At 68.3% G+C, this 16,014-nt stretch carries 17 protein-coding genes; 11 read left to right on the top strand and 6 right to left on the bottom strand.

All coding sequences use genetic code 11. From position 1 onward, the window contains the following. Nucleotides 1–56 precede the first annotated feature (56 nt). The 3 genes from recQ (at nucleotide 57) to ACS5NL_RS14110 (ending at nucleotide 3,335) form a co-directional block, all read left to right on the top strand. The gene (recQ, locus tag ACS5NL_RS14120) at nucleotides 57–1,958 is read left to right on the top strand and encodes a DNA helicase RecQ (protein ID WP_439354495.1); all 1,902 of its coding nucleotides are present in this window, start codon (nucleotides 57–59) and stop codon (nucleotides 1,956–1,958) included. 180 nt (nucleotides 1,959–2,138) lie between these two features. Beyond that, complete coding sequence (locus ACS5NL_RS14115; protein ID WP_439354494.1) at nucleotides 2,139–2,483, top strand: hypothetical protein; 345 nt, start codon at nucleotides 2,139–2,141, stop codon at nucleotides 2,481–2,483. Between the two features lie 129 nt (nucleotides 2,484–2,612). Continuing rightward, a complete protein-coding gene (locus tag ACS5NL_RS14110) occupies nucleotides 2,613–3,335 on the top strand; it encodes a glutamine amidotransferase (protein WP_439354493.1) in 723 nt (240 codons plus the stop codon). A 99-nt stretch (nucleotides 3,336–3,434) separates the two neighbouring features. On the opposite strand, the gene ACS5NL_RS14105 is transcribed toward ACS5NL_RS14110, so the two are convergent. Next, nucleotides 3,435–5,849, bottom strand: a complete 2,415-nt coding sequence (locus tag ACS5NL_RS14105) for an ATP-binding protein (protein WP_439354492.1) — start codon at nucleotides 5,847–5,849, stop codon at nucleotides 3,435–3,437. A gap of 168 nt (nucleotides 5,850–6,017) precedes the next feature. On the opposite strand from ACS5NL_RS14105, the gene ACS5NL_RS14100 reads away from it, so the two are divergent. From ACS5NL_RS14100 to ACS5NL_RS14090, 3 genes are all read left to right on the top strand, one after another. Continuing rightward, nucleotides 6,018–7,217, top strand: coding sequence for a threonine ammonia-lyase (locus tag ACS5NL_RS14100; protein WP_439354491.1), 1,200 nt, complete (start codon nucleotides 6,018–6,020; stop codon nucleotides 7,215–7,217). Between the two features lie 4 nt (nucleotides 7,218–7,221). After that, entirely contained in the window at nucleotides 7,222–7,644 is a 423-nt protein-coding gene (locus ACS5NL_RS14095; protein WP_439354490.1) for a PaaI family thioesterase, read from the top strand. Nucleotides 7,645–7,730: 86 nt separating this feature from the next. Beyond that, nucleotides 7,731–7,874 (top strand): hypothetical protein, encoded by a 144-nt coding sequence (locus tag ACS5NL_RS14090; RefSeq protein ID WP_411366751.1) that lies wholly within the window; start codon nucleotides 7,731–7,733, stop codon nucleotides 7,872–7,874. A 57-nt stretch (nucleotides 7,875–7,931) separates the two neighbouring features. Here the strand turns inward: ACS5NL_RS14090 and ACS5NL_RS14085 are convergent, their stop codons facing one another. After that, entirely contained in the window at nucleotides 7,932–8,321 is a 390-nt protein-coding gene (locus ACS5NL_RS14085; RefSeq protein WP_439354489.1) for a nuclear transport factor 2 family protein, read from the bottom strand. 314 nt (nucleotides 8,322–8,635) lie between these two features. Between ACS5NL_RS14085 and ACS5NL_RS14080 the strand changes: the two genes are divergently transcribed. Then, nucleotides 8,636–10,513, top strand: coding sequence for a phosphoenolpyruvate carboxykinase (GTP) (locus ACS5NL_RS14080; RefSeq protein WP_439354488.1), 1,878 nt, complete (start codon nucleotides 8,636–8,638; stop codon nucleotides 10,511–10,513). A 97-nt stretch (nucleotides 10,514–10,610) separates the two neighbouring features. On the opposite strand, the gene ACS5NL_RS14075 is transcribed toward ACS5NL_RS14080, so the two are convergent. Together ACS5NL_RS14075 and ACS5NL_RS14070 are read right to left on the bottom strand one after the other, a co-directional pair. Continuing rightward, nucleotides 10,611–10,772 carry a hypothetical protein gene (locus ACS5NL_RS14075; protein ID WP_439354487.1) on the bottom strand — a complete coding sequence of 54 codons (162 nt, stop codon included), beginning with the start codon at nucleotides 10,770–10,772 and terminating at the stop codon, nucleotides 10,611–10,613. 24 nt (nucleotides 10,773–10,796) lie between these two features. Then, nucleotides 10,797–11,354 carry a hypothetical protein gene (locus ACS5NL_RS14070; protein ID WP_439354486.1) on the bottom strand — a complete coding sequence of 186 codons (558 nt, stop codon included), beginning with the start codon at nucleotides 11,352–11,354 and terminating at the stop codon, nucleotides 10,797–10,799. 103 nt (nucleotides 11,355–11,457) lie between these two features. Here ACS5NL_RS14070 and ACS5NL_RS14065 point away from each other — a divergent pair, with 103 nt between their 5' ends. From ACS5NL_RS14065 to ACS5NL_RS14055, 3 genes are all read left to right on the top strand, one after another. Next, nucleotides 11,458–12,435: a LysR family transcriptional regulator gene (locus ACS5NL_RS14065; RefSeq protein ID WP_439354485.1), complete on the top strand. Its 978-nt coding sequence runs from the start codon at nucleotides 11,458–11,460 to the stop codon at nucleotides 12,433–12,435. Then, nucleotides 12,432–13,262 (top strand): metallophosphoesterase, encoded by an 831-nt coding sequence (locus ACS5NL_RS14060; protein ID WP_439354484.1) that lies wholly within the window; start codon nucleotides 12,432–12,434, stop codon nucleotides 13,260–13,262. Before ACS5NL_RS14065 ends, ACS5NL_RS14060 begins: the two co-directional genes overlap by 4 nt. Before the next feature lie 71 nt (nucleotides 13,263–13,333). Further along, a complete protein-coding gene (locus tag ACS5NL_RS14055; protein ID WP_439354483.1) occupies nucleotides 13,334–13,756 on the top strand; it encodes a universal stress protein in 423 nt (140 codons plus the stop codon). A gap of 15 nt (nucleotides 13,757–13,771) precedes the next feature. On the opposite strand, the gene ACS5NL_RS14050 is transcribed toward ACS5NL_RS14055, so the two are convergent. Beyond that, on the bottom strand, nucleotides 13,772–14,410 hold the full coding sequence (locus ACS5NL_RS14050) for a TetR/AcrR family transcriptional regulator (protein WP_439354482.1): 639 nt from the start codon (nucleotides 14,408–14,410) through the stop codon (nucleotides 13,772–13,774). A 177-nt stretch (nucleotides 14,411–14,587) separates the two neighbouring features. Between ACS5NL_RS14050 and ACS5NL_RS14045 the strand changes: the two genes are divergently transcribed. Further along, entirely contained in the window at nucleotides 14,588–15,043 is a 456-nt protein-coding gene (locus tag ACS5NL_RS14045) for a fasciclin domain-containing protein (protein WP_439354481.1), read from the top strand. Here the strand turns inward: ACS5NL_RS14045 and ACS5NL_RS14040 are convergent. Beyond that, nucleotides 15,027–16,013, bottom strand: coding sequence for a LysR family transcriptional regulator ArgP (locus tag ACS5NL_RS14040; RefSeq protein WP_439354480.1), 987 nt, complete (start codon nucleotides 16,011–16,013; stop codon nucleotides 15,027–15,029). The two genes, ACS5NL_RS14045 and ACS5NL_RS14040, sit on opposite strands and share 17 nt — an antisense overlap. Nucleotide 16,014 lies beyond the last annotated feature (1 nt).

Raw genomic sequence — 16,014 nt, 5'->3', positions numbered from 1 at the left:
ACGCCAATCATGCTAGCCGGAAGGGGCCGCGCCGGCCATTGGCGACAATACGGGCCATGATTGATATCTCGGCCGAAGGCGAAACGCTCGAAGCCTGCGCCGAAGTGCTGCAGGCGGTGTTCGGCTATGACGCGTTCCGCGGCCCGCAGGCCGGCATCGTCACCCACGTCAGCGAGGGCGGCGACGCACTGGTGCTCATGCCCACCGGCGGCGGCAAGTCGCTGTGTTACCAGATCCCGGCCATCGTGCGCCAGCGCGCCGGCCACGGGGTGTCCATCGTGGTCTCGCCGCTGATCGCGCTGATGCACGACCAGGTGGGTGCGCTGCTGGAGGCCGGCGTCGACGCGGCCTTCCTCAACTCCAGCCTGACGCCCGACGAGGCGCAGCAGATCGAGCGCCGCCTGCTCAAGGGCGAGATCACCATGCTGTACGCCGCGCCCGAGCGGCTGACCACGCCGCGCTTCCTGGCGCTGCTCGATTCGCTGCACGAGCGCGGGCTGCTGAGCCTGTTCGCCATCGACGAGGCGCACTGCGTGAGCCAGTGGGGCCACGACTTCCGGCCCGAATACCGCGCCCTGGTGGTGCTGCACGAGCGCTACGCCAGCGTGCCGCGCGTCGCCCTGACCGCCACGGCCGACGACCTGACGCGCGAAGACATCGTGACGCACCTGCAGTTGCAGGACGCGCAACGCTTCGTCAGCAGCTTCGACCGGCCCAACATCCGCTACAGCATCGTCGAGAAGAAGGACGGCACGCAGCAGCTGCTGCGCTTCATCCGCGACGAGCACATGAACGGCCAGGGCCACGACGCCGGCATCGTCTACTGCCAGTCGCGCAAGCGGGTGGAAGAAGTCGCCGCGCTGCTGTGCGACCACGGCCTGAACGCCCTGCCCTACCACGCGGGCCTGGACTCGGCGCTGCGCCAGAAGCACCAGGACCGCTTCCTGCGCGAAGAGGGGCTGATCATGGTGGCCACCATCGCCTTCGGGATGGGCATCGACAAGCCGGACGTGCGCTTCGTGGCCCACCTGGACATGCCCAAGAACATCGAGGGCTACTACCAGGAGACCGGCCGCGCCGGCCGCGACGGCGAGGCGGCCGACGCCTGGATGGTCTATGGCCTGCAGGACGTGGTGAACCAGCGCCGCATGATCGACGAGAGCCCGGCGGGCGACGAGTTCAAGCAGGTGCTGCGCGGCAAGCTGGACGCGCTGCTGGCGCTGGCCGAGGCCAGCGACTGCCGGCGCGTGCGGCTGCTGTCGTACTTCGGCGAAGCCAGCCAGCCCTGCGGCAACTGCGACAACTGCCTGCATCCGCCGGAGCTGCACGATGCGACCGAAGCGGCGCGCAAGATGCTCTCGTGCATCTACCGCGTGCAGCAGGCCAGCGGCACGGCCTTCGGCGCGGGACACCTGATGGACATCCTGCGCGGCAAGGTGACCGACAAGATCACGCAGTACGGGCACGACAAGCTCAGCACCTTCGGCATCGGCGCCGACCTCAGCGAGAGCCAGTGGCGCGCGCTGCTGCGCCAGCTGATCGCGCGCGAGGCGGTGCGGGTCGACGACGCGCCCTACAACACCCTGCACCTGACCGACGGCGCGCGCCCCATCCTCAAGGGCGAGACGCAGGTCTGGCTGCGCCAGGTCAGCGAAGGCAAGAGCGGGCGCACGTCGCGCAGCCGCGGCAAGAGCACGGCGACGGCAACGGCGCCGGACGGCCAGCCGCTGTCGCTGTCCGAACGCGAGTGCCTGGACGCGCTCAAGGCCTGGCGCGCCGAGGTGGCGCGCGAACACAACCTGCCGGCCTTCGTGATCTTCCACGACGCCACGCTGCGCGCGATCGCGGCCCAGAAGCCGCGCTCGATGGCCGATCTGGACGGAATTTCCGGCATCGGCCAGAAAAAGCGCGAGGCCTACGGCGCCGAGGTGCTGCGCGTGGTGAGTGCTTTCGATTGAAGCAGGCCCGGCGGTCGAAAACCATCGACTGAGGCGTGGATTTCTGAATGACCGTCTGTCGGACGGGACGCATTTTTTCCGGGATTCCTACTTAAGGGCCGGGGGGGTGCGCCGAAGTGATGGGGGAAGCCGGCAAAGACCTTGCCAGCGCCCCTCTGAGACCCTCTTCGGGAGACTTCCATGTTCTTCAAGCTGCCCTGGTTCAACAAAGCCAAGCGCGAGCATTACCACGACACCCAGGTGCTTGAGATGGACTTTCTCGTCAGCGAGTTCGAAGACGCGATGTCCGACATCCAGGACCCGCTGCGCACGCGCCTGCACGCCGCCCTGATCGCCTGCCGCACGCCGCAGGACCTCTGGTTCCTGCGCGGCAAGATGTTCAACCTGATTTCCAAGCACTACTGCGAATCCGAAGCGAACGTCCGAGTCAGCCGGCTGGACCACAAGCTGCGCTTCTTCGTCGAACACCACCCCGACCACGACCCGGAGGAGCTGCCTTCGGGTCCCATGGCCCTGTTGCACTGACCGGGACCGGCCCGGCCAAAGAAGCCGCCACGCGCCTCCGGGTGCGGGCGGCTTCGCCATTTCCAGGGGCCGGCTGCAGGGAGTGCCCCTGCGTCAGCAGGCGCGACAGCGGCTTTCTAGAATCACGGCATGTCTGCCCTGCCCCTGCTCATCCTCAAGACCGGCTCCACCCACGCGCACATCCGCGAGCGCCTGGGCGACTTCGACGACTGGATCGCGGCCGGCTTGCGCGATGGCGGTGCCACCACCGTGCAGAGCCACGACGTCCGGACCGATGGGCTGCCTGGCGCGCCCGGGCAGTTCGCGGGCGTGGTGCTGACGGGTTCGCACAGCATGGTCAGCGAGCGCGAGCCCTGGAGCGAGGCGCTGGTGCCCTGGCTGCAGGCCGCCGTCGAGGCCGGCACGCCGGTGCTGGGCATCTGCTACGGCCACCAGCTGCTGGCCCACGCACTGGGCGGCGAAGTGACCCATCACCCCGACGGCGTCGAGATCGGCACGGTGACGGTCGAGCGGCATCCCGCATCCGAAAGCGACCCGCTGCTGGGTGGCCTGCCCGAACGCTTTCCCGCCCAGGCGGTGCACTGGCAATCGGTGCGCAGCCTGCCCGCCGATGCGGTGCTGCTCGCGGGCAGCGCCCACGAAGCCCACCACGCTTTCCGTGTCGGCGAACGCGCCTGGGGCGTGCAGTTCCACCCGGAGTTTTCCGACGAAGCCCTGCGCGCCTACCTCGACGGCATGGGCCCCACGCTGGCCAGCGAAGGCCTCGACGCAGCACAGATTGCCACCGCACTCAAGCCAACGCCGGAGGCCGCCTCGGTACTGCCCCGCTTCGCGCAATTGGCTCTCGCCTGAAGTGCCTGCGTCCAGAATGCCGCGGAACTGGCTCCGCCAGGCCGCAGGCATTGCCCCCTTGAGGGGGTGACGCGCCGCAGGCGCGGCGCGGGGGTGGGCCTAATGAACGAAGCCCATCCCGCGGGCTTCGCGGACCTCGGGCTTGATGCGGTGCTCGGCTTCGAGCTGGGCCAGGAATTCCTCCGGCGGCAGGGTCTCGGCCAGGATCTCGACCTGGCGCTTGACCGCCGCGAAATCGCCGGGACACAGCTGCTCCAGCTTCGCCAGCCGCGAGCGGATTGCGTCCGTCATCGCCGCCTCGTCGCCCCCCAGCGCCTCGACCACGAACATGCGTTCGCGCTGCTCCCTGAGCAGGGGCTTGAACCGGATCTTGAAGGTGAAGCGCCGCAGCGCCGCCTGGTCGATCGCGTCCATCAGGTTGGTGGTGCAGACAAAGATGCCGTTGAAGCGCTCCATGCCCTGCAGCATCTCGTTGACCTCGGTCACCTCGTAGGTGCGCTGCGCGCCACGCCGGTCCTGCAGGAAGCTGTCGGCCTCGTCCAGCAGCAGCACCGCCTTCTCGGCCTCGGCCTCGCGGAACATGGCCGCCATCTGCTGCTCGGTCTCGCCCACGAACTTGCTGACCAGGTCGCTGGCGCGGCGGATCATCAGCGGCCGCTCCAGCGACTTGGCGATGTGTTCGGCCAGCGCGGTCTTGCCGGTGCCGGGCGCGCCGTGGAAACACAGGCAGCCGTGGCCGCGCGCCTTGAGCGCGTCGATGATGCGGCCGATGTCGTAGCGCGACTCGACGTTGAGCATGTCCAGGCTGTACTGCGTGACCTCGGGGCGCATGCCGGCGTCGGGCGCGCGGCCCAGCGCCAGATCGGCGTTGCGCAGCTGGCGCTCGATCAGTTCGTCCAGCGACGGCCCGCTGGCGGCGTCGACCTTCCTGCGGCGGCCGGGGGTTCTGGCGGGCGCGGCCGCCAGGTGCGCGAAGCGCACCGCGGTGCGGATCTGCGCCGGCGTCAGGCCCTTGCGCGCCGTCAGCCGCGCGACCAGCGCTTCGGACACCGGCACGCCTTCGAGCGTCTTGCGCACCAGCTGCTCGCGCGCGCCAGGCGGTGGGCTCTTGAGTTCGAGGTGGTAGGCGAAACGGCGGCGGAACGCCGGGTCGATCTGCTCGATGCGGTTGGTGACCCAGACCGTCGGCACCGCGTTGGATTCCAGGATCTGGTTGACCCAGGCCTTGCCGCTGACGCTGTGGCTCTGCGCGGCGGGCACCTGCTCGGCGCGCGCCAGGAACTGCGCCGCCTCGCTGGAGATCGGCGGGAACACATCCTCCACCTCGTCGAACAGCAGCGCCGAATGCGCCGTGCCCTTGAGGAACACCTGGGCGATCTGCAGCGAGCGGTAGCGGTCGCGGCCCGAGAGCGCATTGCCGTCGCGGTCGGCGTACTCGACCTCGAACAGCTCCAGCCCCGCGGCCTGCGCGACCACGCGCGCCAGCTCGGTCTTGCCGGTGCCGGGCGGGCCGTAGAGCAGGATGTTGACACCCGGCTCCTTGCGCGCCACCGCCTCGCGCAGCAGACCGCTGAGCAGGCGCACATCGTCGGCCACGTAGTCGAAGTCCCTGGGCGTGAGCGCCGAGCGCGCGGCCGGGCGGGTGAACACCGCCATCAGCTCGCTCTCGTTGCGGTACTCGCGCATCAGCACCGGCGGCAGCTTCTCGCTGACCTTCATCAGGTCGGCCAGGTCGGTGATGTTGTGTTCGGAGATCAGGTTCTCGACCATGCCGATGCGCTCCAGCCGCGAGCCGGCGCGCAGCGCCTCGCCCACTTCGCTGGCCTTGACACCGGCCACGTCGGCGATCGCCGCATAGGCCTCGGGCGCGTTGTTGACCTTGAACTCGACCAGGATGGAGCGCAGGTCGCGCTGGTAGCGCGCCAGCGTGCCGTACAGCAGCAGGGCGCGTTCGGCGCGGTTGAGCTGCAGCAGGTTGGCCAGCGCGTCGATGTTCTTTTCCACCAGCGTGGACTGCTTCTTGAGCGCCTGGTTGAGCCAGTCGCCGGTCACGGCCAGCACCGACAGCAGGTCCTTGGGCGACTCCTTGGCGTATTCGTCCAGATAGAAGAACAGCGTGCCTTCTTCGTACGGCCCCCGCCAGACGCCGTAGCGCTCCATGAAGGCCGCCGTCGAGAGCTTGTCGTTGCCACTCCAGAGTTCGTTGTCCTTGCAGCGGCGGGCCAGAAATTCACGCAGCCGCGTGAGCACCGTCATTGGCCAGATCAGGTGGCGGCCGGCCAGCGCCAGCAGGGTGTTGAGGTCGCGCCGCACATTGAAGCGCTGGCCCTGACGCGCGGCCAGCGTGAGCACGAAGTGCGAACACATCAGGTCCAGCACCGGCGCCTGCCGCAGCCCGGGCGGCACGAACACCCGAGCGTCGGTCGCCGGGCTGTGCCGCGGCTCCGCACCTGGGCGCGACTCGGCCAGGGCCGGGGTCGCCGGCGCGGCGCGCTGCAACAGGCGTTTGCTCATGTGGATACCTCCAGTCGTGACAACAGGGGACTTGGTACCGCCATGCGGATGTGAGCGGACCATAACCCAGCTTGATGAATCATGGAAGAGCGTGATCCAGCGTGATCCAGCGAGGTATGGGGCCTTTCCCGCTCACTTGTGACAATCGTCCGGCCGCACAATCGCCCGATGCTGGAAAAAAGAGACATCGACGCGGCCGCCGCCCGCCTCAGCGGCCAGGTGCTGGACACCCCCTGCGTGGAATCGCGCACGCTCTCGCAGCTCACCGGCTGCCGGGTGTTCCTCAAGTTCGAGAACCTGCAGTACACCGCTTCGTTCAAGGAGCGCGGCGCCTGCAACAAGCTCTCACAACTCTCCACCGAAGAGCGCTCGCGCGGCGTGGTAGCCATGAGCGCCGGCAACCATGCGCAGGGTGTGGCCTACCACGCGCAGCGCCTGGGCATCCGGGCGGTGATCGTGATGCCGCGCTTCACGCCCGGCGTGAAGGTCGAGCGCACGCGCGGCTTCGGCGCCGAGGTCGTGCTGCACGGCGACACGCTCGAAGAGTCCCGCGCCCACGCCTACGCACTGGCCGAGCAGCAGGGCCTGGTGTTCGTGCACCCCTACGACGACGAAGCCATCGTCGCCGGCCAGGGCACGGTGGCGCTGGAAATGCTGCAGGCGCAGCCCGAGATCGACACGCTGGTGATCGCCATCGGCGGCGGCGGCCTGATCGCCGGCATGGCGACCGCGGCGCGCGCGATCCGGCCGGACATCCGCATCGTCGGCGTGCAGACCGAGCGCTTCCCGGCCATGTACAACGCCGTCAAGGGCACCCACCTGCCGCAGGGCAGCAGCACCATCGCCGAGGGCATCGCGGTCGGCACGCCGGGCGTCATCACCCAGGCGATCATTCGTGACAAGGTCGACGACCTGCTGCTGGTCGACGAGGGCGACATCGAGCAGGCGATCGTGATGCTGCTGGAAATCGAGAAGACCCTGGTCGAGGGCGCGGGCGCTGCCGGCCTGGCCGCGCTGCTCAAGCACCCGGCGCCGTTCGCCGGCCGCAACGTCGGCCTGGTGCTGTGCGGCGGCAACATCGATCCGATGCTGCTGGCCTCGATCATCGAGCGCGGCATGGTGCGCGCCGGCCGGCTGGCGCGCGTGCAGGTCAGCGCGCGCGACGTGCCGGGCAACCTGGCGCGCATCACGGCCGTGGTCGCCGAGGCCGGCGCCAACATCGACGAGGTGCACCACCAGCGCGCCTTCACCCTGCTGGCGGCGCAGAACGTGGCGATCGAGCTGGTGCTGCAGACGCGCGGCCGCGAACACGTGCAACAGGTGATCGACGCCCTGCAGGCCGCCGGCTTCGACGCCCAGCTGATGTAACGCCATGAACGCTCCCGACCTCCTCACCACCGAGCGGCTGCAGGCCTGCCTGTCCGACTGGTTCGCGCCCTGGGTGCAGGCCCTGGGCCTGCGCGTGGAGCGCTTCCAGACCGACGAGGTCGTGCTGCGCTTGCCGCAGAACGACCAGCTGGCCCGCATCGGCGGCATGGTCTGCGGCCAGGCCCTGATGGCCGCGGCCGACACCGCCATGGTGCTGGCCATCGTGACCCGCCTGGGCACGCAGCGTCCCATGACCACGGTGCAGCAGAACAGCAGCTTCCTCAAGCCGTTGTCGAACCAGGACGCGCTGGTCACGGCGCGGGTGGTGCGGGCGGGCAAGAACCTGGTGTTCGGCGAGATCGACATCGCGGGCGCCGACGACGGCAAGAGCGTCTGCCGCGCCAGCACCACCTATGCCCTGCTCTGAGGCCGGGCTTGGGGTCTGCCCCGGTATGCCGGTCCACACGGGCACCGTAGAATGACCATTGATTTATCTCAATCCGGAGACTTTCCATGGCCCACGCCCATCACGACGACCACGCCGACCAGCCCCAGGACGTGGTCGAGTCCATCGTTCCGTACATGCCCGTGGTGCTGCCCGTGGCCGGCGGCGTGCTGATCTTCCTGCTGGCCTTCATCGCCGTGTTCATGGCCTGAGGCCCGGACAGCACTCCCGCGAAAGCCGCCTCCGGGCGGCTTTTTTTCGTCCCTCGTTCAGATGCTGACCACCGTACCCTGGTGGTAAACGGCCTGCCAGCGCTGGCCATCGCGGCGCCAGACCGTCAGGCGGCGGGTCACCCGGCTGGGCTGGCGCAGGCGGTAGGTCAGCAGGTAGACACCCGGCCCGGCTTCCTGCAGGTGGTAATCGTCGGTGACCCAGGTCGCCGGGTCGGGCCGGCCGTGGCGATCGGCCAGCACCTGGCGCGCAAAGGCCCGGCTGTAGGGGCGTCCGGTCGCGCCGACCTCCCAGAACCCGGGATCGACCAGCCGGTCGAAGTCGGCCGGCGTGGCGTCGGGATAGGCCGCGTGGAACAGGTCTTCCAGCGTGCGCAACTCGTCCAGCAGGGGCGCCAGGTGTGGTGCCAGGGTCAGTTGGGGTTCCATGCCGCGACTCTAGCGCCCCGGTCACGGGCCGGAAACCGGAATGTCGGCATCAGGTTATGCAAGTCTTGCATGTAACTTGCCGGTAACTGACCACCCTTCTTTTTTAAAATTGGCAGATTGGCCGACACACGGGCCAGGACCCGGGATCACCCGCCCCCTTCCTGGCTGCCTCGCCGCACGGCAACCGCCTTGCAGCCTCGAGCGCCGACCGCCCTTTTGCCCAAGGGAATTTCAGCCGCCCGCCCATTCCACGTGGCCCGCGGCTGTCGGTGTCTCTTGAGCCCGCCGTTTTCAAAACTACCGGAGCCTTTTCGATGAACTCTCCCGTGATGCAGGGCCTGAACCTCAACACCCCCGCCTACGTCAAACACGCCCGCCTGATCGCCTGGGTGGCCGACATGGTGGCCCTGTGCAAGCCCGACAACGTGTACTGGTGCGACGGCAGCCAGGCCGAATACGACCGCCTGTGCCAGGAACTGGTCGACGCCGGCACCTTCAAGAAACTGAACCCGGCCAAGCGCCCGGGCTCCTTCCTGGCCTGGACCGACCCGTCGGACGTGGCCCGTGTGGAAGACCGCACCTACATCTGCTCGGCCAAGAAGGAAGATGCCGGCCCGACCAACAACTGGATGGCCCCGGCCGAGATGCGCCAGACGCTGAACCCGCTGTTCGACGGCTGCATGAAGGGCCGCACCATGTACGTGGTGCCGTTCTCGATGGGCCCGTTGGGTTCGCACATCGCCCACATCGGCATCGAGCTGACCGACAGCGCCTACGTGGCCGTGAACCAGAAGCTGATGACCCGCATGGGCAAGGCCGTGTACGACGTGCTGGGCGACAGCGGCGACTTCGTGCCCTGCATGCACACCGTGGGCGCGCCCCTGGCCGCCGGCGAAAAGGACACCACCGCCTGGCCCTGCAACCCGACCACCAAGTACATCGTGCATTTCCCCGAAACGCGCGAGATCTGGTCCTACGGCTCGGGCTACGGCGGCAACGCGCTGCTGGGCAAGAAGTGCTTCGCGCTGCGCATCGCCTCCAACATGGGCCGCGAGCAGGGCTGGCTGGCCGAGCACATGCTGATCCTGGGCGTGACCAACCCCGAGGGCAAGAAGTACCACGTCGCCGCCGCTTTCCCCAGCGCCTGCGGCAAGACCAACTTCTCCATGCTGGTGCCGCCCGAAAGCGCGTTCCCCGGCTGGAAGGTCACCACCATCGGTGACGACATCGCCTGGGTCAAGCCCCAGGCCGACGGCAAGATGCTGGCGATCAACCCCGAAGCGGGTTATTTCGGCGTCGCCCCCGGCACCAACATGCACACCAACCCGAACTGCATGCGTTCGCTGCACAAGGACGTGATCTTCACCAACGTCGCACTGACCGACGACGGCGACGTGTGGTGGGAAGGCATGGAGAAAGACGGCGGCGGCGTGCCCGATCACCTGATCGACTGGCAGGGCAACGACTGGACCCCGGCGATTGCCAAGGAAAAGGGCACCAAGGCCGCCCACCCGAACTCGCGCTTCACCGTCGCCGCCACCAACAACCCGGCGCTGGACCCGCAGTGGGACGATCCGGCTGGCGTGGCGATCGACGCCTTCCTGTTCGGCGGCCGCCGCTCGACCACCGTGCCGCTGGTGACCGAAGCCCGCAGCTGGACCGAAGGCGTCTACATGGCCGCCACCATGGGTTCCGAAACCACCGCCGCCGCCTTCGGCGCCCAGGGCGTGGTGCGCCGCGATCCGTTCGCCATGCTGCCGTTCTGCGGCTACAACATGGCCGACTACTTCCAGCACTGGCTCAACGTCGGCCAGAAGGTCGCGGGCGCCGCCGGCGGCCAGACGCCCAAGATGTTCTGCGTCAACTGGTTCCGCAAGGACGCCGACGGCAAGTTCGTCTGGCCGGGCTACGGCGACAACATGCGCGTGCTCAAGTGGATGATCGACCGCATCGAAGGCAAGGCCCAGGGCGAGCAGACCATGTTCGGCACCGCCCCGGCCTACGCTGAGATCAACTGGAACGGCCTGAGCTTCAGCGCCGAGCAGTTCAAGACCGTGACCAGCATCGACAAGGCCGCCTGGGCCGAAGAGCTCAAGCTGCACGATGCCCACTTCGAACAGCTGGCCTACCACCTCCCCAAGGAGCTGGTGGCCACCAAGGCCGATCTGGAGAAGCGCCTGGCCGCCGTCTGACCGAGACCGGCCCACAAAGAAAAAGCCCTCCGGTTCGCCGGAGGGCTTTTTTATTGGGCGGTGCCGGGCAGACTTCTTTGCCCCGACGCTCAACGGGTCACAGGTGGTTCAGGTGCGTGTGGGTGCCGCGACCATCGGCCAGGCGCTCGGGGAACTGGCCCCAGCCGCGGTCGTCGCTTCCGTCGGACACGGTGTGCGACGGGCCGAACAGCTCGCGCCAGATCCGGGCACAGCGGTGAAGATAGGCAATCAGGCTCATGGCGTGCTCCTGGTGGTGGGCGGTTCAGAGGTAGGGCAGGTAGCCCATCTGACGGCGCACTTCGATCTGCGCCCAGCGGCGGAGCGGCGAGGCAAACCCGGTGTCCAGGCCCAGCGGGGCCAGCGCCTGCGAATAGTCGTCGGCGGCAGCGGGTACCTCCTGGGCTTCCACCAGGGCGGCTTCGCGGTCACGGGCCAGCATCAGCTCGGCCTTGAGGCGCGGGTCGGTGCGGGCCAGGTCCCAGAGGCGGGCCTCGGCGCGGGCTTCGGCCATGGACTTGGACCAGCTGTCCAGCGAACGCAGCGTGGCCTGGGCCATGCGGCGGGCGGTGCCAGCGAACAGGGCCGAGCCGGCAAAGATCACGACCCAGAGGGCGACCCAGCCGAGGAACAGGTGGCCATCGGCCCAGGTGCTGATCATCTGATCGGCCAGCACGACGAGGGCGGACACGGCGGCCGCCAGCAGCATGGCGGCCAGGCCGCGAGAGCCGTCGAAACGGCGACGGGCGCGGTAGACGCCGCGTTCGGCGGGGGCGGAACCGATGCCCACCGAAGAGGGAGAGGGAGAGAAGACGGTGCTCATGGCGAACTCCTTTGGAGAAACAGTCTTTTGGACAGACGAATACTAGGGTTAACCCCGATGTCATGCCAATTTATTTTTGTGATGCATTACATTCACGCTGATGATGAATGAGACCAACTTCCGCACGCTGGACTTGAACCTGCTGCGGGTGTTCGACGAGGTCATGACCGAGCGCAACCTCACGCGCGCGGCCCACAACCTGGCCATGACGCAGCCTGCGGTGAGCAACGCGCTCAAGCGCCTGCGCGAGAGCCTGGGCGACGAACTGGTGCGGCGTTCGGGCTACGGCGTCGAGGCCACGCCGGCGGCGCTGGCGCTGTGGCCGACGGTGCGGGACGCGCTGGCCCAGTTGCGCGAATCGCTCTCGCCGGCCGACTTCGAGCCGGCCACGGCCGCCAAGGCCTTCGTGCTGGCCATGGCCGACGCCACCGCCGCCAAGCTGGTGCCCGGCCTGGTCGACCTGCTGGAAAAAGAGGCACCGGGTGTGAACCTGCGCATCGTGCCGCTGACCACGCGCGACCCGCGCGACCTGCTGGAGTCGGGCTCGGCCGACCTGGCGATCGGCCACTTCCCGGGCGTGCTGGCCGAGCTGACCGCCATCCACCTGCAGGAACACAACCCGCGCTTCCAGCACCAGCGGCTCTACGACGGCGAGTACGTGGTCGTGATGCGGCGCCACCATCCCCTGGCCAGGAAGCCGCTCACGCTGGACGCCTACTGCGCCGCACGCCACCTGCTGGTGAGCTTCTCGGGCCGCCCCTTCGGTTTCGTCGACGAGGCCCTGTCGGCCCTGTCGCGCCAGCGCCGCATCGTCATCACGGTCAACCAGTTCTTCACCGCCGGCCGGGTGGTCGCGAGCACCGATCTGCTGACGGTGCTGCCGCGCCACTTTGTCGAAGTCACCGGCATCGAGTCGGCGCTGACGCTGCGCGAACTGCCGCTGCCGGTGCCCGCGGTGCACGTCGACGCGCTGTGGCACCGCCAGTCGGAGCACAGCGGCGCGCACCGCTGGCTGCGGCGGGCGGTGGAACGGGCGGCGCAGCACGGGTTCGGCGATCCGGGCGCGACAATCGCCGCATGAACCTGCAACTGCTCAGCGATCTGCACCTGGAGGCCGACCCGACCTTTGCCGCGGCGCCCGCGCCCGGGGCGGACCTGCTGGTGCTGGCCGGTGACGTCGGTTCGTACCAGACGCGGCGCGACGGCAGCGCGATGGACGAGCCGGACTGGGGCCTGCAGCGCTTTTCGCCGCTGCCGCAATACGGCGGCTGGCCGGTGCCCGTGCTGTTCGTGCCAGGCAACCACGAGTACGACAACCTGGACTGGGACGAGGCGCACGGGGGTCTGCGCCGCGCCTGCGACCGGCTGGGCATCGCCTGGCTCGAACGCGAGACGCTGCGGATCGATGGTGTGCGTTTTGTCGGCACCACGCTCTGGAGCGACTACGACGCGCTCGCGCCCATTCAGGCCACGGAAACCGAGCGCCTGCGCCTGCGCGAGAAGGCCTTCCGCGCCGCCAACTTCTACCTGCACAAGATGGCCGGCCAGCGCCACGGCGCGCTGTTCGATGCGGCCGCGATGCGCGAACTGGCGCTCGAATGCCAGGACTGGCTGCGGGCCGAACTCTCCAGGTCCCAGGCCGGGCCGACGGTCGTGGTCACGCACTTCGCGCCCACGCTGCACAGCGCCGATCCGCGCTACGGACTCACGCCCGGCACCGCCGGTTTCTGCAACGCGCTGGACGATCTGCTGCCGCACGCCGACCTCTGGCTGCACGGCCATCTGCACTGCCCGACCGACCTGCGCGTCGGCCGCTGCCGCATCGTCGCCAACCCGCTGGGCTACGCCCGCAAGGACGAGCAGGCAGGCTTCAGGCCCACGCTGACGGTGCATGTGGAAATCCCATAGGGGAAGCCCCGGACCCCGCGCGTACACTGATGCAATCCGCCCGGACACGGGCACCATGACGGAGAGACACCATGAAGATCCTGCTCGCTGTGGACGGCAGCGCATACACCAAGAAAATGCTCGCCTACCTGACCACCCACCTGGAGGTCTTCAGCGCCAGCAATCAGTTCACCCTCTTCACCGTGCAGATGCCGCTGCCTCCCCGGGCCCGCGCCGCCGTCGGTGCGCAGGTGGTCAACAGCTACTACGCCGAAGAGTCGGAAAAGGTCACCGCCCCGGTGGTCAAGTTCCTCAAGCGCCACGGCATCGACGCCCAGGTGGTGCACAAGACCGGCGCGCCGGGCGAACTGATCGCCAAGCAGGCCAACGCCGGTGACTTCGACCTGGTCATGATGGGCTCACACGGCCACGGCGCCCTGGGCAACCTGGTGATGGGCTCGGTCGCCACGCAGGTGCTGGCGCACTGCAAGGTGCCGGTGCTGCTGGTGCGCTGACACCGCTGCGCCAGCTCAGCGCTGGCGCAGGCCGTCGAAGCAGGTGCTCAGCACCATGTCGACAATCTGGCCGTCGCTGTACAGGCCGGACCCCTTGAGGAAGCCCAGCACCGGGTCACAGGCCCGGGCGTAGAGGGTGTAGAGCACCGCGATCGGCGGCAGCGCCGGGTTGATGCTGCCCTCCTTCTGCCCCGCCTCGATCCATCCCCCCAGCCGCTCGCTCACGTCCATCAGGCCATCCACATAGGCCTTGTTGGTCGTCAGCGATGCCCGCAGGCTGGAGTTCTCGCTCGGCAGCGAAGGCATTTCGCCCGCCAGCTGCACTTCCATGGTCCAGCGCGCGACCTGGCGCAGCAGTTCCAGCGGCGGCGCTTTCGGGTCCAGCGTGTCCAGGAAGGCACGCGCCCGGTTCATCACCTTGACCATCGCCGCCGCCGCCAGGTCTTCCTTGCTCGGGAAGTGCTTGTAGAGGCTGGCCTTGGCGATGCCGACCTCGGCCGCGACCTCGTCCACCGTCATGGCCTCGAAGCCTTTCTCGGCCAGCAGGCGGTTCACCGCCGAGACGATCGCATCCTCGCGCGCCAGATGCATCTGTTCGCGAAAACTGCGCTTGGGGAGGGTGCGGGGGGTAGGGGATGAAACAGCGGTGGACATGGAAGATCTTTGCGTAGCCCTTTCATTGTGCCGCATATGGACGGAAAAGTTGATAACCATACCAATTGGTATACCAAATATACTTATCAGTCACTTTTTGATCTTTTAAGGCTAACATCCGCTCCGACATCGTTGCCGTTGTCCAACCCCTGTGTTCCACCCTCCAAGGAGTTAGCCATGAAGAAGTCCCTGATTGCCGCCGCCATCGCCCTGGCCTCGCTGGGTTCCGCCCACGCCAAGGACATCGTCGACACCGCCGTCGCGGCCGGCTCGTTCAAGACCCTGGCCACCGCGCTGCAGGCCGCCGGACTGGTCGACACGCTCAAGGGCAAGGGCCCGTTCACCGTGTTCGCGCCGACCGACGAAGCCTTCGCCAAGGTGCCCAAGGCCGATCTCGATGCGCTGCTGAAGGACAAGGCCAAGCTGACCGCCGTGCTGACCTACCACGTGGTGCCCGGCAAGGTGATGGCCGCCGACGTCAAGGCCGGCAAGGTCAAGACCGTTCAGGGCAGCGAGATCACCGTCTCGACCGCCGGCGGCGTGAAGGTGGACGCGGCGAACGTGGTGAAGACGGACATCGTCGCCGACAACGGCGTGATCCACGTGATCGACAGCGTCATCCTGCCGAAGTGACGCCCGGCGCCGGGTCTTTGCGCTTCGAACCCCGCTTCGGCGGGGTTTTTTGTGGGCGGCAGGGCAGCAGGTTGCGCGCGGCAGCCTCGCTCAGCGCCGCGGTCAGCGCGTCCAGCACGTCCGAACTGAGGTTCCAGCAGTGCCAGTACAGCGTCACGCCCAGCCGGTGGCGCGGCGCCAGGTTCACCAGCTCGCCGCTCTGCAGCAGGTCGCGCACCCGCAACTCGGGCAGCACGCTCACGCCCCAGCCGGCCTGCACCGCCCGCACCTGGCCTTCGCAGGAGGGCACGAACAGCTGCTTGAGGCCGACCCGCGGCAGGTCGAAGGCCTGCTCGACGAAGGTCTGCTGCAGGTGGTCCTTGCGGTTGAAGGCCACGAACGGCAGCTGGTGGAAGTTGTGCGCGTTCAGGCCCTTGGGGCAGTGGTTGCGCGCGAACTCCTGCTGCGCCACCACCACGTATTCCATGCAGCCCAGCGGCTCCATCTTGCAGCCGCGCAGCGCCTGACCGAGCGAGGTCACGCAGCCCAGCACCTGGCCTTCGCGCAGCCACTCGTGGGTGAACTCCTGGTCGTCGGTGATGATCTCCACCGGCAGCCCCTGGCGCGCCAGCGCGCCCAGCGCCGGCAAGGCCCAGGTGGCGATGCTGTCGGCGTTGATCGCAATCGAGATGCGGTCTTCTTCGCGCCCGCCGCCGGTCGCGCTCGGTGCCAGCTCGCGCAGCTCGTTTTCCAGGTCCGCGCGCAGCAGCCGCATCATCTTGGCGTGCTTGAGCATCAGCTGGCCCGCGGGCGTGGGCTTGAGCGGGCGGCTGCGCACGATCAGCACCGTGCCGACCTGCGCCTCCAGCGCGCGCAGCCGCTGCGACACCGCCGACTGCGTGATCGACAGGCGCTGCGCCGCGCGTTCAAAACCGCCCTCTTCGATGATGGCGGCCAGACACTCCAGGGCGTCGGGATCGAAGGTGCTCATG

It is taken from the genome of Hydrogenophaga sedimenti (genome assembly GCF_051857515.1).
Classification (GTDB): Bacteria; Pseudomonadota; Gammaproteobacteria; order Burkholderiales; family Burkholderiaceae_C; genus Hydrogenophaga.
The sequence above is the reverse complement of the archived record's forward strand: the minus strand, read 5'-3'. Positions and strand labels throughout refer to the sequence as shown.

Excerpts from the sequence above, each read along its gene's own strand:
- recQ (WP_439354495.1), top strand. The coding sequence starts at position 57 with ATGATTGATATCTCGGCCGAAGGCGAAACGCTCGAAGCCTGCGCCGAA.
- ACS5NL_RS14115 (WP_439354494.1), top strand. The coding sequence starts at position 2,139 with ATGTTCTTCAAGCTGCCCTGGTTCAACAAAGCCAAGCGCGAGCATTAC.
- ACS5NL_RS14110 (WP_439354493.1), top strand. The coding sequence starts at position 2,613 with ATGTCTGCCCTGCCCCTGCTCATCCTCAAGACCGGCTCCACCCACGCG.
- ACS5NL_RS14105 (WP_439354492.1), bottom strand. The coding sequence starts at position 5,849 with ATGAGCAAACGCCTGTTGCAGCGCGCCGCGCCGGCGACCCCGGCCCTG.
- ACS5NL_RS14100 (WP_439354491.1), top strand. The coding sequence starts at position 6,018 with ATGCTGGAAAAAAGAGACATCGACGCGGCCGCCGCCCGCCTCAGCGGC.
- ACS5NL_RS14095 (WP_439354490.1), top strand. The coding sequence starts at position 7,222 with ATGAACGCTCCCGACCTCCTCACCACCGAGCGGCTGCAGGCCTGCCTG.
- ACS5NL_RS14090 (WP_411366751.1), top strand. The coding sequence starts at position 7,731 with ATGGCCCACGCCCATCACGACGACCACGCCGACCAGCCCCAGGACGTG.
- ACS5NL_RS14085 (WP_439354489.1), bottom strand. The coding sequence starts at position 8,321 with ATGGAACCCCAACTGACCCTGGCACCACACCTGGCGCCCCTGCTGGAC.
- ACS5NL_RS14080 (WP_439354488.1), top strand. The coding sequence starts at position 8,636 with ATGAACTCTCCCGTGATGCAGGGCCTGAACCTCAACACCCCCGCCTAC.
- ACS5NL_RS14075 (WP_439354487.1), bottom strand. The coding sequence starts at position 10,772 with ATGAGCCTGATTGCCTATCTTCACCGCTGTGCCCGGATCTGGCGCGAG.
- ACS5NL_RS14070 (WP_439354486.1), bottom strand. The coding sequence starts at position 11,354 with ATGAGCACCGTCTTCTCTCCCTCTCCCTCTTCGGTGGGCATCGGTTCC.
- ACS5NL_RS14065 (WP_439354485.1), top strand. The coding sequence starts at position 11,458 with ATGAATGAGACCAACTTCCGCACGCTGGACTTGAACCTGCTGCGGGTG.
- ACS5NL_RS14060 (WP_439354484.1), top strand. The coding sequence starts at position 12,432 with ATGAACCTGCAACTGCTCAGCGATCTGCACCTGGAGGCCGACCCGACC.
- ACS5NL_RS14055 (WP_439354483.1), top strand. The coding sequence starts at position 13,334 with ATGAAGATCCTGCTCGCTGTGGACGGCAGCGCATACACCAAGAAAATG.
- ACS5NL_RS14050 (WP_439354482.1), bottom strand. The coding sequence starts at position 14,410 with ATGTCCACCGCTGTTTCATCCCCTACCCCCCGCACCCTCCCCAAGCGC.
- ACS5NL_RS14045 (WP_439354481.1), top strand. The coding sequence starts at position 14,588 with ATGAAGAAGTCCCTGATTGCCGCCGCCATCGCCCTGGCCTCGCTGGGT.
- ACS5NL_RS14040 (WP_439354480.1), bottom strand. The coding sequence starts at position 16,013 with ATGAGCACCTTCGATCCCGACGCCCTGGAGTGTCTGGCCGCCATCATC.